The organism is Modestobacter sp. VKM Ac-2978 (genome assembly GCF_026968025.1).
Lineage (GTDB): Bacteria > Actinomycetota > Actinomycetes > Mycobacteriales > Geodermatophilaceae > Modestobacter.
Genome location: NZ_JAPVBP010000006.1, coordinates 45638 through 60348 on the forward strand (window position 1 = coordinate 45638; position 14711 = coordinate 60348).

The window sequence follows — 14711 nt, forward strand, 5'->3', positions numbered from 1 at the left end:
TGGTGCACGCGCCGGCGGCTCAGCCGTCCAGCGCCTCCATCCGGTCGGTGGCGAAGACCAGCCCGTGGCCGGGCGCCGTCTGCGCCCGGAGCACGCCGTCGGCGATGGTCACCCCGCTGGGCTGGGCGAGTGCGCCCAGCGCCGCGAACGAGGCGTCCTCGACGTCCTCGACCATGGTGGTCAGCGGCAGGCACATCGCCAGCTGCCCGGACACGTCCGGCAGCAGGTGCGGCGCCACCGGCACGCTCGCCGCCGCCGCGAGCTGGGCGATCCGCAGGAACGGGGTGATCCCGCCGACCCGCACCACGTTGGGCTGGACCACGTCCGCCGCTCCGGAAGCCAGCAGCGCGCGGTACTGGAACGCGGTGTAGACGTTCTCCCCCACCGCGATCGGCACGCCCAGCCCGGCGTCGTGCAGCCGGCCCAGCGCCGGCAGGTCGTCGGCGACCAGCGGCTCCTCCACCCAGTACAGGTCGTAGGGCGCCATCGCCCGGACCGCGCGCATCGCCGTCGGCAGGTCCCAGCGCTGGTTGGCGTCGACCATCAGCCGGCGGTGCGGCCCGAGCGCCGCGCGCACGGCGGCCACCCGCTCGACGTCCTCGGCCAGGTCGGGGCGGCCCACCTTGATCTTCACCGCGGTGCAGCCGTCGGCGACCCAGCGTTCGGTCTGCGCGACCAGCTCCTCGAGGGAGTAGTGGAAGTTGACCCCGCTGCCGTAGACGGCGACCGAGTCGCGCCGGCGGCCCAGGTGGTCGACCAGGCTCTGCCCGGCGGCCTTGGCCGCGAGGTCCCACAGCGCGGTGTCGACGGCGGCGATCGCCATCGTGGTCAGCCCGCCGCCGCCCGCCTCGTGCAGGTGCCACCAGAGCCGGTCCCAGACGACGCCGGGCTCCACCGGCCCACCGACGACCATCGGGGCGACGTCGTGATCGACCAGCGACTGCAGCGCGCGGGCCCCGATCGACGGCGTCCAGCTGAACCCGGTGCCGGTGCGGCCGTCGCTGGTCTCCAGCTCGGTGACCAGCAGGTGCAGCGCGGGCACGTCGGCGCCCCACGGCCGGGACAGCGGCAGCCGGAACAGCCGGCTGGACAGCCCGGTGACCGTGCTCATCGCAGCTCCGTGCGCCAGCTGCGCGACGCCGTCCAGCCCAGCAGCCGCTCCGCCTTGGCGGTGCTGAACGCCGGGCTCGTGCCGGTCAGGCCGGCGGCGAGCTCCGGGGCGACCCCGGAGAACTCCGGGAGCAGCTCGGCGAGCGGCGCCTCGGCCAGCGCGTCCTGGGCGCCGACGAAGAAGACCTCGCCGTTGGGCACCTCGCCGGCCTTGCCCAGCAGGGTGTCCAGGAAGTCCGCGCAGTCACGGGCGTCGACGTAGTTGAACAGCGCGACCGCGCCGTGCCGCGGGTCGGCGATCCGCTCGCGCACCGTGTGCCCCTGCTGGGTCGGCGCCCCCGCCCACTCCTCCGGCGCGATGACGAAGCACGGCCGGAACGCCGCCAGCCGCACCCGGTCGCCGTACTGGGCGGCGAACATCCGCATGGTCTGCTCGGCGGCCAGCTTGGAGAGCCCGTAGGCGTTCCACGGCCGCGCCGGGTGCTCCTCGTCAAGCGGCAGGTACCGCGGCGCCCAGCCGGCCGGGCTGCCGTAGCCCATGACGGTGGGGCTGCTGGCCGTGACCACGGTGCCGACACCGAGATCGATGGCGGACTGCAGCACGTTGTAGGCCAGCGCGGTGTTGGTGGCGTGGATGACCGACTCGGGCCGGCTGAACGGGACGGCGATCGCCGCCAGGTGGACGACGGCGTCCGGCCGGTACCGGGCCATCACCCCGTAGGCCTGGCCGAGGTCGGTCAGGTCGGCCGGGAACGTCGCGGCGGCCTTCTCCAGCGGCGCGGCGGTGACGTCGACCGAGACCACCTCGTGGCCGGCGTCGGCCAGCCCGTCCACGACGCTGCGGCCGAGCCGGCCGGCGCCCCCGGTCACCAGCACCCTCATGCGGGCACCCCGTCCGCCAGCACGACGTCCAGGTAGCGCTGCTTCACCGTCTCCACGACCTCGGCCTTGGGCTGGGCCCAGACGTCGGCGTTGAAGATCTCCACCTCGACGTCCCCGGTCCAGCCCGCCGCCTCGACCGCGGCCACGAACGGCGGGAAGTCGATCACCCCGTCGCCCATGTAGCCGCGGGCCATCAGCGCGTCGGCCGGGATGGGCATGAGGAAGTCGCAGACCTGGAAGGAGGCGATCCGGTCACCGGCCCGGGCGATCGACGCCCAGACCTCCGGGTCCCACCAGAGGTGGAAGGTGTCGACGACCACGCCCACCTGCGCCGACGGGAAGGGCGCCGCCAGGTCGAGGGCCTGGGCGAGGGTGGAGAGCACGGCCCGGTCGGCGCAGTACATCGGGTGCAGCGCCTCCAGGGACAGCCGCACGCCCCGCTCGCCGGCGTAGGGGACCAGCTCGGCCAGCGCCTGGGCCACCCGCTCCCGGGCGCCGACCAGGTCGCGGGAGCCTGCGGGCAGGCCGCCGACCACCATGACCAGCGATTCGGCGCCCAGGGTGGCGGCCTCGTCGATCGCCCGCCGGTTGTCCGCGAGCGCCGTGGCCCGGGCGACCGGGTCGGTCGCGGTGAGGAACCCGCCGCGGCAGTGCGAGGTGACCCGCAGGCCGGCGTCCCGGATCAGCTTCGCGGACCGCTCCAGGCCGAACTCGGCGACCGGCTCGCGCCAGGCGCCGAGCGCGGAGAGCCCCGCCGCGGCCACCCCGTCGACGAAGTCGGGCATCGACCAGCCCTCGACCGTCTTGTGGTTGATCGACAGCCTGGCCAGCCGCGGGTCGGCGGTCACTGGGCCACCCCCACGGTCGACAGGTACGTGCTCATCCGCCCGGCGGCGAGCTCCGGGTCGGGCAGCAGCCCGGCGGCGTCGGCCAGCCGGAAGACCTCGGCCAGGTGGACCGGGCTGCGCGAGCTCTCCAGCCCGCCGACCATCCGGAAGCCCTGCTGGTGGCCGGCCAGCCAGGCCAGGAAGACGATGCCGGTCTTGTAGTAGTACGTGGGCGTGCCGAACAGGTGCCGGGACAGCGCCACGGTCGGCTCGAGCAGCCGGTCGTAGGTGGCCAGGTCCCCGCGGTCCAGCGCCTGCAGGGCGGTGGAGGCGGCCGGGGCGATCGCGTCGAAGATGCCCAGCAGGGCGTGCGAGTACGACTCGCCGTCCCCGCGCACCAGGGTCGGGTAGTTGAAGTCGTCGCCGGTGTAGAGCCGGACGCCGTCGGGCAGCCGGCGACGCATGTCCACCTCGTGCGCCTCGTCGAGCATGGAGACCTTGATGCCGTCGACCTTGGCGCTGTGGTCGGCGATCACCTGCAGCACGGTGTCGGTGGCCTCGGTCAGCTGCGCCGAGCCCCAGTAGCCGGCCAGCGCCGGGTCGAACATGGGGCCGAGCCAGTGCAGGACCACCGGCCGGGACACCTGCTCGAGCAGCCGGGCGTAGACCTTGGCGTAGTCGTCGGCGCTACGGGCCACCCGGGCCAGCTGCCGGCTGGCCATGATGATCACGTTCGCGCCGGCGCCCTCGACCACCTCGATCTGCTCGAGGTAGGCGGCCAGCACCTCGTCGGTGCTGGCCAGGTCGGCCGGCGCCTGGTCGGTGCCCGCACCGCAGGCCAGCAGCCCGCCGCAGGCCTGGGCCTCGGCGGCCGAGCGGCGGATCAGCTCGGCGGTGGTGCTCCAGGGCATGCCCATGCCGCGCTGGGCGGTGTCCATCGCGTCGGCGACGCCCAGGCCGTAGGACCACAGGTGCCGGCGGAAGGCGAGCGTCGCCTCCCAGTCGACGTCCACCGGCGCACCGGGGGTGTTGTCGCCGAACGGGTCGGCCACCACGTGCGCCGCGGCGTAGGCGGTGCGGCTGGTCAGCGGGCCGTCGGGGCGCGTGAAGGCGCCGGGCTCGCCGAGCCGGTGCTCGGCGACCGTGCCGTCGGCCCGGGGCAGCCGGACGGTCGGGCCGCTCACACCGTCACCTCGGGGATCTCGATGCGGCGCCCCTCGGCCGAGGACTGCAGGCCCAGTTCGGCCACCTGCACGCCGCGGGCACCGGCGAGGAAGTCGTAGGCGTGCGGGGCGTCCTCCAGCACGTGGCGGAGGAACTGCTCCCACTGCGCCCGGAAGCCGTTGTCCAGGTCGGCGTTGTCCGGCACGACCTGCCACTGGTCCCGGAACCGCTCGGTGACCGGGAGGTCGGGGTTCCAGACCGGCTTCGGGGTGGTGGCCCGGTGCTGGATCTTGCACTCGCGCAGCCCGGCGACGGCGCTGCCCTCGGTGCCGTCGACCTGGAACTCGACCAGCTCGTCGCGGTAGACCCGCACCGCCCAGGAGGAGTTGATCTGCGCGATCACGCCGCCGGGCAGCTCGAAGATGCCGTAGGCGGCGTCGTCGGCGGTGGCCGGGTACGGCTGCCCGTGCTCGTCGATCCGGGTGGGGACGTGGGTGACCGCCTTGGCGGTGACCGCCTCCGGCCGGCCGAAGAGGTTCTCCAGCACGTAGGACCAGTGGCAGAACATGTCGACGACGATGCCGCCGCCGTCCTCCTTGCGGTAGTTCCAGCTCGGCCGCTGGGCCTCCTGCCAGTCGCCCTCGAACACCCAGTAGCCGAACTCGCCGCGCACCGACAGGACCTGGCCGAAGAAGCCGCCGTCGATCAGCCGCTTCAGCTTGACCAGGCCCGGCAGGTAGAGCTTGTCGTGGACGACGCCGTTCTTGACCCCGGCCTCGGCGGCCAGCCGGGCCAGCTCCAGGGCGCCCTCGAGGGACTCCGCGGTCGGCTTCTCGGTGTAGATGTGCTTGCCGGCGGCGATCGCGGCCTTGATCGACTTCTCCCGCGCCTGGGTCACCTGGGCGTCGAAGTAGATCGGTGCGGAGTCGTCCCGCAGCGCCTCGTCCAGGTCCGTCGTCCACCGCTCGATGCCGTGCTGGGCGGCGAGGTCGGCCAGCTTGCGCTCGTTGCGGCCCACCAGGATCGGCTCGGGCACGACCCGGCGGCCGTCGGCGAGCTGCAGCCCACCGGCGTCCCGGATCGCGAGGATGGACCGGACCAGGTGCTGGCGGTAGCCCATCCGGCCGGTGACGCCGTTCATGATGATGCCGATCGAGCTGTCCACGGTGCTTGCCTCCGAAGCGGGTGAGGGGGTCATCGGGTGCTCCCGGCGGGAGCGGCTGCGGCCTCGGGCCGCAGCGGGATGCCGTAGTCGGCCAGGTGCACGACCTGGCCGGTGGTCAGGGACTGGTTGGCGGCCGCGCCGACGAGGACGCTGCGGACGCCGTCGAGCCAGCCGGCCGCCTGGCCCAGCGGGTCCGACCGGGTGCCGGGGCGGAACAGGTCGTCGAGCAGCAGGGCGTCGCCACCGCCGTGCGCACCGGGCCCCTCGGGGACCTCGATCCGCTGGGCGGCCTCCCAGCGGCGTTGCAGCACCAGCTCGGTGCCCTCGCTCCGGGCACCGGAGGCCGCCTGGACCTCCTCGGGCGTGGCGCTGGGGTCGACGGCGACGCCGAACCCGCCGATGACGTCGTCCGCGGCGACGACCGCGGCCCGCTCGACCACCGACAGCTCGATCCGGCCCTCGGTGCCGTTGATGCTCACCCGGTAGCCCTCCCAGGGGCCGTGGGCGTTGAGCGAGTAGCTGAGCACCGGGCCGTCGGCGTAGCGGAGCAGCAGCGCCATGTTGTCCTCGATGGTGATGCCCGGGGAGAACACGTCCTGGTCGCGGATGTAGCCGTCCTCGGCCTCCGCCTCCAGGTAGAGCTGGCGCAGCCGGTCGTTGCCGGCCAGGTCGAGGGCGAACGGGTCGCGGCCGGCGTCCGGGGCGCCGTGGCTGCGCGCCGGGCGCTCGCCCAGGCCCCGCTCCTTGGCGTTGGCGTCGCCGTAGAAGCGCAGGTCACCGAGGGCGAAGACGGTCTCCGGCACCGCGCCGACCCACCAGTTGACCAGGTCGAAGTGGTGCGTGGCCTTGTGCACGAACAGGCCGCCGGACAGCGACTTGTCCCGGTGCCACCGGCGGAAGTAGTCGGCGCCGTGGACGGAGTCCAGCACCCACTCGAAGTGCACCGAGGTGACCGCACCGATGGCGCCCTCGGCGACGAGCCGGCGGACGGCGGCGTTCCGCGGCGAGTAGCGGTAGTTGAAGGTGACGACGAGGTCGCGGCCGGTCTCGTCGACGGCGTCGACGATGGTGCGGCAGCCGGCGGCGTCGGTGGTCAGCGGCTTCTCGGTGATCACGTCGCGACCGGCGCGCAGCGCGCGGGTGATGTACTCGGCGTGGGTGAAGTCGGTGCTCGCGACGATGACGACGTCGGGCTGCTCCCGGTCGAGCATCGTGTCGAAGTCCTCGGGCCCGTAGGCCGGCAGCGGCGCCGCGCCGGGGTGGGCTGCGGCGAACTGGCGCTGGTAGTAGGCCATCCGCGTGCTGTTGGGGTCGCAGAGGGCGACGAGCCGGCCGACGTCGGCATGGCTGCCCAGCAGCGCCGCGACGTACATCTCGGCGCGGTGGCCGGTGCCGACGATCGCGTAGCGACGCGGCTCCGGGGGCGCGGACGAGGCGGTGGTGGTCACGTCTCCCTCTCGGTGGTGGGGCGGGTGGCGCAGGGAGGGGGTGCCAGGGGGCGGCCGGTGACCGGCCGCCCCCTGGCCGGCGATCAGGCGATCGCCGACTCGACCTCGGTCATGAACCGCTCGGCGGCGTCCTCCACCGAGATCTGGTCGAACAGGATCTGCTCGGTGTAGCGCTGCAGGATCGCCTGCACCTCACCGGCGCCCTGCGGGGGCAGCGCCGGCGGGTCCTGCAGGTCCGGGGTGATCTCCTCGACGAAGGACACGGCGGCCTGACCGGCCGGGTCCAGCGTCGGGGCGATCTGGTCACGCAGCTCGGTGTTCACCGGCAGGCCGCGGTCGGCCTTGATGATCTCCACCGCGTCCTCGGAGTTGATCAGCCAGTCGACCAGCATCGCGGCCTCCTGCGGGCTCTCGCAGCTGCTGCTGACCGCCCAGAACATGGCCGGCTTCAGGTACATGCCGGTCTCGCCGTCCCCCTCCTCGGTGGGGAACCGCATGAACTGCAGCTCGGTGCCGGCCCCCGCGGTCAGGGCGGGCAGCTCGTTGGTCCACCAGAACCCCGAGGCACCCCGGCCGGTGGCGACCAGCGCCTGGTCGACCCCGCCGTTGAAGACCTCGACGGTGGTGGACGGCGGCGGCTCGGCGCCGGTCTCCGACGCCTGCTTCTCGATGTTCCACCACTCGGCCAGGGTCTCCTGGGTGAAGCCGATCTCGCCGTTCTCGTCGAACAGCGCCTCACCCTGCTCCCGGGCGTAGACCTCGAAGTTGGTGTCACCACCGTTGAGGCCCATCGCCTGCATGCCGTACACCTGGCCGCCGGTCGCCTGGGTGACCTGGGCGGCGGTGTCGACCATCTCCTCCCAGGTCCAGGACGAACCGTCGGGCACCGGCACCCCGGCGGCCTCGTAGGCCGCCGGGTCGATGACCACGGAGAAGGCGTTCACCCCGGTCGGGATCGCGTAGGTGGCGTCCTCGACCATGCCCGTCTCGGCGACGTTCTCGTCGAGGTTGCTGGTGTCGATGGTGCCGTCCTCGATGTACGGCGTCAGGTCCAGCAGCGCGTTGCGGTCGGCGTACTCCCGCACGTAGCGGGTGTCCTGCTGCATGACGCACGGCGCCTGGCCACCGGCGGTGCCCGTGGCGAGCCGGTCCCAGTAGTCGGCGAAGCCGGTGAAGTCGCCCTCGATCGTGACGCCCTCGTTCTCCGACTCGTAGAGGTCGATCAGCTGCTGGGTGGCCGCGTGCCGGGTGTCACTGCCCCACCACGACATCCGCATGCTGACCGGGCCGTCCTCCCGGGTGGTGCCGCCGTCGGCAGCCGCACCACCGCCTCCGCCGCCGCTGTCGCCGCCGCAGGCAGCGGTGGTCAGCAGCAGCCCGAGGACGCCGCCGGTCACGCCGAGGCGGGTGGGCCAGGGCGCACGCGCCCAATTCGTCCGGTTCGTGTGCACGTTCCTTACCTCCTTGTAAGTGCTGCGTGAATGGGTGCCGCGTGAGCCGTGGGGTGGTGTCACTTGAGCCCCGTGGTGGCGATGCCTCGGACGAGATAGCGCTGGCCCGCGAGGAAGAAGCCGAAGACCGGCGCCAGGGCGACGATCGACATGGCGAAGACAGGACCCCACGGCGTCTGGCTCGTCGCGTCGACGAACGTCCGCAGGGCGACCGGGACGGTGTACATCTCCGGGTCGGTCAGGAAGATCAGCTGGCTGAAGAAGTCGTTCCAGGTCCAGATGAAGGTGAAGATGGCCGTGGTGGCCAGGGCCGGCACCGACAGCGGGATCACGATCCGCCAGAAGATCGCGAAGTGCCCACAGCCGTCGATCCGGGCGGCCTCGTCCAGTTCGGTCGGGATGCCCCGGATGAACTGCACCATCAGGAAGATGAAGAAGCCGTCGGTGGCCAGCAGCTTCGGCACGATCAACGGCCAGTACGTGTTGATCCACTCGAGCTCGGAGAACAGGATGTACTGCGGCACGATCACCACGTGGATCGGCAGCATCATCGTCCCGAGCATCACCGCGAACCAGAACTTCTTGAACCTGAAGTCCAGCCGAGCGAATGCGTAGGCCGCCAAGGAACAGGCCAGCAGGTTGCCGATGATCGAACCGACGACGATGACCAGCGAGTTCCAGATGTAGTGGCCGAAGTCCCGCGGCAGCGCGGTCCAGCCGTCGGGGTAGTTCTGCCCGGTGACGCGCTCGGGGATCAACCCGGTCTGGCTGAAGATGTCCTCGGTGAACTTGAACGAGCTGGAGAGCATCCACAGCAGCGGGTAGAGCATGAGCAGCGCACCGAGGATGAGCACGATGTGCGCCAGCCAGCGCGGCCGCTGCTTCTTCTCCCGGTCGGGCAGCTTCTCCGTGGCGGCCACAGGGGGGGCCACGGTCAGGTCAGTCGCCATAGAACACCCAGTACTTCGCTGCGAAGAAGTTGATCGCGGTCAGCCCACCGACGATGAGCAGGAGGAACCAGGCCAGCGCCGAGGCGTAGCCCATGTCGAAGTTGCCGAAGCCGCGCTGGTAGAGGTAGAGCGTGTAGAAGAGCGTCGAGTCGGCCGGACCACCGGTGCCGCCGCTGACGATGAACGCCTGCGTGAACGTCTGGAACGCGTTGATCGTCTGCAGCACGAGGTTGAAGAAGATGATCGGCGAGAGCAGCGGCAGGGTGACCTGCAGGAACTGCCGGACCTTCCCCGCGCCGTCCAGGGACGCCGCCTCGTAGTACATGGTCGGGATCTGCCGCAGCCCCGCCAGGAAGATGACCATCGGGGCGCCGAAGGTCCAGACGTTCAGGATGATCAGCGTGCCGAGGGCGTAGTCGGGGTCGGAGACCCAGCCGGGCGGGTTCTCGAACCCCACGAACCGGAGCACCTGGTTGAGCAGCCCGTCGGAGCCGAAGATCTGCCGCCACAGGATGGCGATCGCGACGCTGCCGCCGATCAGCGAGGGCAGGTAGTAGATCGACCGGTACAGCGCCAGGCCGCGCAGGCCGCGGTCCAGGATCATCGCCAGGAACAGGGCGAACGCCAGCTGGATCGGCACGGAGACGACGACGTAGATGAACGTGACCTTCAGCGACTGGTAGAACCGCGGGTCGTCGAACATCCGCTCGAAGTTGGCCAGCCCGATCCACTCGGGCGCCCCGATGAGGCTGTAGTCGGTGAAGGACAGGTACGCCGAGGCGGCGATCGGCCCGGCGGTGATGAACAGCAGGCCGGCGAACCACGGGGCGAGGAACAGGTACGGCGTGAGCCGACGCGTCCACCACTTCCGCCCACGGGGCGCAGCACGACCCGTGGCTCCGGGAGCCTCGTCGTGCGAGCGTTCGCGCGACTTGACGTCGAGCGTTGACGACACGGGCTCTCACCTCTCTGTGCAGCTCGTCGGACGACGTCGTCCGGTGCGTCGGATGTGCAGTGGCTCACATGTTGGTAAGCGCTTTCTAGACCCCCGGCCGAACTGCTGTCAACGCTCGACGAGACCGCCCGGACCACCCGGCTGCCGCTGTGCTCTGCCTCACAAGTGGGTAAGCGCTTTCTACTCGGGTCCGCTCGGGCATGTCAACGAGTCGACTCGGGCCACTCGGTCACGATCCGGCCACAAGAGTGACGTCGTCCAGCTGACCAGCGCGTTCGCGTCGACCGACGATCCCGAGTCCGACGCGCCCGGGCCGACTCCTCGGCAAGCCCTTTCCCATCTCGGCAGGTCTGGCTACGCTCAGCATCCCGTCGGCGACTGCGCCGACGACTGGCTCGGTCAAGGGGGATCACGTGCCAGAACAGTCCCGAACCGCCGGCCGGGTGGTGCTCGTCGGAGCCCACGGCCACGGTCGCTGGCACCTGCAGAACCTGCGCCGGCTGGCTGCGGCCGGCGAGGTCCGTCTGGTCGGGATCTGCGACCCGCGGCCGCTGGACGACGAGTTGCGTGCACTGGCCGGCGACGTCCCCGTCGCCGCCTCGCTGGACGAGCTGCTCGCAGCGACCAGCCCCGACGTGACCATCATCTGCACGCCGATCCACACCCACACCGACCTGGCGCTCACCGCCGCCCGGGCGGGCAGCGCCGTGCTGCTGGAGAAGCCCCCCACCCCGACGCTGGCCGAGTTCGACCGGCTGGTCGAGGGCATCGAGAGCACCGGGGCGGCCTGCCAGATCGGCTTCCAGAGCCTGGGCTCAGCGGCCATCGGCCGGGTGCGCTCGCTGGTCGAGGGCGGGGCGATCGGCACGGTCCGGGGCATCGGCGGCGCCTGCGCGTGGGTCCGGGACGCGTCCTACTACGGCCGGGCCAGCTGGGCCGGGCGGCGCAGCGTCGACGGGGTCCCGGTCGTCGACGGCGCGCTCACCAACCCCTTCGCCCACGCCGTCGCCACCGCCCTGGCCCTCGCCGGGGCCACCGGTGCCGGCTCGCTGGAGTCGATCGAGGTGGAGCTGTACCGGGCCAACCCGATCGAGGCCGACGACACCTCCTGCCTGCGGATCCGCACCGCCGACGGGCTCGTCGTCACCATCGCCGCGACGCTGGCCGCCGAGCACCCGCGGGACCCCGTCCTGGTCGTGCACGGGAGCACCGGGCGGATCACGCTCTCCTACAAGACCGGCGAGGTGCGGCTGCAGGCCGGCGGGGTCGACGAGACCACGACGCACGACGCCGCCGACCTGCTCGAGGACCTGCTGGCCCACCTCCAGGACCGCACCCGGCCGCTGCTCGTCCCCCCGGCGGCGACCCGCTCCTTCATGGAGGTCGTGGAGGCGGTGCGCTGCGCCCCGGACCCGGCAGAGGTCCCGGCCGCGCACCGGCGGGCCGAGGGCGAGGGCACCACCGCCCACCAGGTCGTCCCGGGCATCGACGCGCTGGTCGACCGGGCCGCGGAGGAGCTGCGGCTGTTCTCCGAGCTCGGCGCTCCCTGGGCCACGGCCCCGGCCGTGCGGCGGCCGGGTGCCGCGCCGTCCCCGGTGGGGCACTGACCGTGGCGCTCAAGGCCCTGCACCAGGGGCACGTCCCGGAGGAGCCCTCGCCGCCCGGCACGGTGCTGACCACGCTCACCGTGGCCGGCACGGTGGTCGCCACCTGCTGGGACGGCGCCGGGCTCCCCGGCGTGCTCGCCCCCCGGCCGTTCCTGCACCCGGTCAGCACGCTGGCCGGCACCCCGGTCACCGACGCCCAGCCGGAGGACCACCGCTGGCACCTGGGCGTCTCGGTCACCCTGCAGGACGTCGGCGGGGCGAACGTCTGGGGCGGCCGCACCTACCTCCGCGACCAGGGCTACACCTGGCGCGCCGACCACGGGCGCCAGGTGCACACCGGGTGGACGGCGCAGGCACCCGACGGTTTCCGGGAGACCCTCGACTGGCTGGGCCCGGACGGGCGCACGCTGCTCACCGAGGAGCGCACCGTGCAGGCAGCGCCCGCTCCGCTCGCCGGCGCCTGGACCCTCGACCTGACCACCACCCTGCGCAACGCCACCGACGCCCCGGTGGAGCTGGGCAGCCCCGCCACCAACGGGCGCAGCGGCGCCGGTTACGGCGGGCTGTTCTGGCGGCTCCCCCCGGTGACCGGGGCCCGGGTGTGGAGCCCGGACGCCGAGGGCGAGGACGCCGTGCACGGCACCCGGACGGCCTGGGTGGCCTTCGCCGCGACCGGCCCGGCGCCGTTCACCGTGGCGCTGGCCGGCACCGACGAGACCACCCAGGGCGACCCCTGGTTCGTCCGCGTCGACGACTACCCCGGCCTGGGCTCCCAGCTGGCCGCCGAGCACCCGGTGCGGCTCGCCCCCGGGGCGGCCACCACCCGCAGCTTCCGGGCCCTGGTGGCCGACGGGACGCCGAGCTCCCAGGCCATCGGGGATGCGCTCACGGCCCCGCCGGGCCAAGGTGGACGGCGATGACCGCTGCTCGGGAGAGCCCGACCGGCCGCCGGGCCACGCCGGACGAGGTCGTCGGGGCCCCCGTCGTCCGGCGCAGCGGCCCCGTCCTGCTCTCCGAGGTCGCCGCCCACGCCGGCGTCTCGCTGGCCACCGCCTCCCGGGTGCTCAGCGGCAGCCGCTCGGTCGGTGAACCGCACCGCGGCCGGGTCCTGGCCGCGGCCCAGGAACTCCGGTACACGCCGAACGCCCAGGCCCAGGCGGTGGCCCGGGGGGCCAGCAACGTGGTCGGCCTGATCATCCACGACGTCCTGGACCCGTACTTCTCCAGCATCGCCGGCGGGGTGATGCGGCAGGTCGAGGAGCGCGAGCTCGTGGTGTTCCTGGCCAGCACGCACAGCGACGTCGACCGCGAGCTGGAGTTCGTCCAGACGATGCGCTCCCACCGGGTGCGCGCGCTGATCATCTGCGGCAGCCGCACCACCGACCGGGCGCACAACGAGCGGCTGGCCCACGAGCTCGAGGGCTACGCGGCGGCCGGCGGCCAGGCCGCGGTGATCAGCCAGGACCGGCTGGGCACCCACGCCGTGGTGCCGCAGAACCGGACCGGAGCGCGCGCCCTGGCCCGCGAGCTGTGCCGGCTGGGCCACCGCCGCTTCGCGGTGCTCGCCGGGCCACGCGGGCTGCTGACCTCCCGCGACCGGCTGACCGGCTTCCGGGAGGGGCTGGCCGCCGAGGGGATCGACGTCGCCGACCTGCAGGTGCTGCACGGGGAGTTCACCCGGGAGGGCGGAGAGAGCCTGGCCGCCCGGCTGATCGCCCAGGGCCCGCTGCCGACCTGCGTCTTCGCCGTCAACGACGTGATGGCCCTCGGCGCGCTGGCCGGCTTCCGGGCCGCCGGCGTGCGCGTGCCGGACGACGTCTCGCTGGCCGGCTTCGACGACATCGCCCCGCTGCGCGACGTCGTCCCCTCGCTCACCTCGGTGCACCTGCCGCTGGAGGAGATGGGCGCCCGGGCGGCGCAGCTGGCGCTGGACACCGAACCACAGACCACGAGCCAGGCCGTCAAGGTCCACGCCGAGGTGGTGCTGCGCGACAGCACCCGCCGGCTCGCCTGACCACCACCGGAGGACACCGTGCACCCCCACCTGGACCGACCTTCGGCCGCCGATCGGGCGGTCAAGCGCGAACGCGTCCTCGACCTGCTGCACCGGACCGGGCACGAGCGGCTGGTGCTCACCTCGGTGGGCTCGCTGTCCTGGTACCTGGACGGCGCCCGGCCGGCCGTCAAGCTGTCCGCCGAGAACGGGGTGATCGCCGTCGTGGTCGACGCCGCCGGGGACACCGTGTTCGTGCCGAACAACGAGGCCGACCGGCTCGCCGCCGAGGAGCTGCCCGCCGACGTCCGGGTGCAGGTGACCGACTGGTGGGCACCGCTGCTGGGGCCCGACCTGGCGCCGGGCACCCCGGGGGTGCTGACCGAGGCCGACCCGGTCGCCGCGGAGGGGCTGCGGGCCGCCCGGGCGAGCCTGCTCCCGGTCGAGACCGAGCGGTACCGCCGGCTCGGCCGGGACGCCGCCGAGGCGCTGACCGCGACCGCGCTGTCGCTGCAGCCCCGGACGACCGAGCGCGAGGCCGCGGCCCGGCTGGGCGGTGAGCTGCTCGCCCGCGGGGCCGAGCCGTTCGTCGTCCTGGTCGCCGGGGAGGAGCGGCTGCCCTTCCGGCACGCGCTGCCCACCGACGGGGTGCTCGGCCGGCGGGTGATGCTCGTCGTGTGCGGTCGGCGGCACGGGCTGATCGCGAACGCGACGCGCTGGGTCGCCCTCGCGCCGCCGACCGCCGCGGAGGCCGATGCCGACGCACGGATCCGCGCGGTGGAGACGGCGTTCCTGGCCGCCTCCACCCCCGGACGCCCGCTCGGCGAGGTCTTCGCCGCCGGCGCCAGCGCCTACGCCGACCAGGGCTTCCCGGCCGACGAGTGGACCCGGCACCACCAGGGCGGCCCGACCGGCTACTGGGGGCGCGACCCGGTCGCCACCCCGGACAGCGAGGTCCGGCTGGTGACCGGACAGGCCGTCGCCTGGAACCCGTCCGCCCCCGGCGTGAAGATCGAGGACACCCTGCTGCTGGGCGACGGGGGTCCGGAGGTGCTCACCGCCGACGGCCTGTGGCCGACCACCCGCGACGAGCTGGGGCTGTTGCGCCCCGACGTCCTGGTCCGCCCATGAGACGACGCCTCCCCGCCGGACCGGCGGG

The 14711-nt window shown here is 73.2% G+C and carries 13 protein-coding genes; 4 read left to right on the forward strand and 9 right to left on the reverse strand.

Annotated features, from left to right (window positions below):
- Positions 1 to 19: 19 nt before the first annotated feature.
- The 9 genes from O2W53_RS15385 to O2W53_RS15425 form a co-directional block, all read right to left on the reverse strand.
- Positions 20 to 1111 (reverse strand): mandelate racemase/muconate lactonizing enzyme family protein, encoded by a 1092-nt coding sequence (locus O2W53_RS15385; protein ID WP_269163934.1) that lies wholly within the window; start codon positions 1109 to 1111, stop codon positions 20 to 22.
- Positions 1108 to 1992: an NAD-dependent epimerase/dehydratase family protein gene (locus O2W53_RS15390; protein ID WP_269163935.1), complete on the reverse strand. Its 885-nt coding sequence runs from the start codon at positions 1990 to 1992 to the stop codon at positions 1108 to 1110. Before O2W53_RS15390 ends, O2W53_RS15385 begins: the two co-directional genes overlap by 4 nt.
- The gene (locus O2W53_RS15395) at positions 1989 to 2840 is read right to left on the reverse strand and encodes a sugar phosphate isomerase/epimerase family protein (protein WP_269163936.1); all 852 of its coding nucleotides are present in this window, start codon (positions 2838 to 2840) and stop codon (positions 1989 to 1991) included. Before O2W53_RS15395 ends, O2W53_RS15390 begins: the two co-directional genes overlap by 4 nt.
- Positions 2837 to 4003 (reverse strand): dihydrodipicolinate synthase family protein, encoded by a 1167-nt coding sequence (locus O2W53_RS15400; protein ID WP_269163937.1) that lies wholly within the window; start codon positions 4001 to 4003, stop codon positions 2837 to 2839. Before O2W53_RS15400 ends, O2W53_RS15395 begins: the two co-directional genes overlap by 4 nt.
- Positions 4000 to 5148 carry a Gfo/Idh/MocA family protein gene (locus O2W53_RS15405; protein WP_269163938.1) on the reverse strand — a complete coding sequence of 383 codons (1149 nt, stop codon included), beginning with the start codon at positions 5146 to 5148 and terminating at the stop codon, positions 4000 to 4002. The genes O2W53_RS15400 and O2W53_RS15405 overlap by 4 nt, the downstream gene beginning before the upstream one ends.
- Positions 5149 to 5177: 29 nt before the next feature.
- The gene (locus O2W53_RS15410; protein ID WP_269163939.1) at positions 5178 to 6596 is read right to left on the reverse strand and encodes a Gfo/Idh/MocA family oxidoreductase; all 1419 of its coding nucleotides are present in this window, start codon (positions 6594 to 6596) and stop codon (positions 5178 to 5180) included.
- An 83-nt stretch (positions 6597 to 6679) separates the two neighbouring features.
- On the reverse strand, positions 6680 to 8047 hold the full coding sequence (locus O2W53_RS15415) for an ABC transporter substrate-binding protein (RefSeq protein ID WP_269163940.1): 1368 nt from the start codon (positions 8045 to 8047) through the stop codon (positions 6680 to 6682).
- A 59-nt stretch (positions 8048 to 8106) separates the two neighbouring features.
- A complete protein-coding gene (locus tag O2W53_RS15420; protein ID WP_269163941.1) occupies positions 8107 to 8979 on the reverse strand; it encodes a carbohydrate ABC transporter permease in 873 nt (290 codons plus the stop codon).
- 7 nt (positions 8980 to 8986) lie between these two features.
- On the reverse strand, positions 8987 to 9952 hold the full coding sequence (locus O2W53_RS15425; RefSeq protein WP_269163942.1) for a carbohydrate ABC transporter permease: 966 nt from the start codon (positions 9950 to 9952) through the stop codon (positions 8987 to 8989).
- A 413-nt stretch (positions 9953 to 10365) separates the two neighbouring features.
- Here O2W53_RS15425 and O2W53_RS15430 point away from each other — a divergent pair, with 413 nt between their 5' ends.
- The 4 genes from O2W53_RS15430 to O2W53_RS15445 are packed head-to-tail and all read left to right on the forward strand — an operon-like array spanning position 10366 to position 14683.
- On the forward strand, positions 10366 to 11559 hold the full coding sequence (locus O2W53_RS15430) for a Gfo/Idh/MocA family protein (protein WP_269163943.1): 1194 nt from the start codon (positions 10366 to 10368) through the stop codon (positions 11557 to 11559).
- A 2-nt stretch (positions 11560 to 11561) separates the two neighbouring features.
- Positions 11562 to 12479, forward strand: a complete 918-nt coding sequence (locus O2W53_RS15435) for a PmoA family protein (protein WP_269163944.1) — start codon at positions 11562 to 11564, stop codon at positions 12477 to 12479.
- Positions 12476 to 13573 carry a LacI family DNA-binding transcriptional regulator gene (locus O2W53_RS15440; RefSeq protein ID WP_269163945.1) on the forward strand — a complete coding sequence of 366 codons (1098 nt, stop codon included), beginning with the start codon at positions 12476 to 12478 and terminating at the stop codon, positions 13571 to 13573. The genes O2W53_RS15435 and O2W53_RS15440 overlap by 4 nt, the downstream gene beginning before the upstream one ends.
- Before the next feature lie 18 nt (positions 13574 to 13591).
- Complete coding sequence (locus tag O2W53_RS15445) at positions 13592 to 14683, forward strand: M24 family metallopeptidase (RefSeq protein WP_269163946.1); 1092 nt, start codon at positions 13592 to 13594, stop codon at positions 14681 to 14683.
- Positions 14684 to 14711 lie beyond the last annotated feature (28 nt).

Coding starts and splice junctions, on each gene's coding strand:
- O2W53_RS15440 (WP_269163945.1), top strand. CDS start 12,476: ATGACCGCTGCTCGGGAGAGCCCGACCGGCCGCCGGGCCACGCCGGAC.
- O2W53_RS15385 (WP_269163934.1), bottom strand. CDS start 1,111: ATGAGCACGGTCACCGGGCTGTCCAGCCGGCTGTTCCGGCTGCCGCTG.
- O2W53_RS15390 (WP_269163935.1), bottom strand. CDS start 1,992: ATGAGGGTGCTGGTGACCGGGGGCGCCGGCCGGCTCGGCCGCAGCGTC.